This is a genomic window from Enterobacter sp. PTB (assembly GCF_051130085.1).
GTDB classification, from domain to species: domain Bacteria; phylum Pseudomonadota; class Gammaproteobacteria; order Enterobacterales; family Enterobacteriaceae; genus Enterobacter; species Enterobacter ludwigii.
Window position 1 is genome coordinate 1 of record NZ_JBDKEE010000110.1, and the last position, 548, is coordinate 548.

General features: G+C 46.4%; 1 pseudogene. It reads left to right on the forward strand.

The features are described 5' to 3' along the window. A pseudogene (locus tag AAIR21_RS27815) lies at positions 1–230 on the forward strand (tyrosine-type recombinase/integrase); the annotation flags it as partial. Positions 231–548: the final 318 nt, after the last annotated feature.

Genomic DNA, 548 nt, shown 5'->3' on the forward strand with positions numbered 1-548 from the left:
TGGCATGTAGTGCCATGATCGAATCCGGCCTGTGGTCAAAAGATGCCGTGGAGCGTCAGATGAGTCACCAGGAACGAAGTAACGTCCGTGCTGCTTACATTTATCTTGCAGAACATCTTGATGAACGTAAACAAATGATGCAATGGTGGGCTGACTATCTTGATGCGAATCGTGAAGGCTATGTAACACCTTATGAGTTTGCTCATTCTGAGGATGCCGGGTCGAAATAATAGTAAGACAGCCTGGTAAATGTGAACGTAATCCCTGGACGCTCAGACTTCATGGTTGGGCGTCCTCCATTTCATAGCAGCGCGTTTAAACGCCCCCTCAAATATCATCCCTGCATTTCACTGCACGTAAACTATCGGTTTATTTTACCCGGTGTAAGCGATCCTCAATATCAAGCCCTGCTGTAAATTCTCTGCGATCATTCCCCAAATCCTGTGTGGTAACCCGCGATCTACAACGAGTGACAACCCCATACAGGAAAAAACCTATGAAAAGATTTCTCATCTTTGTCTCACTGGCAGCGCTGCCTTTTCTCATTG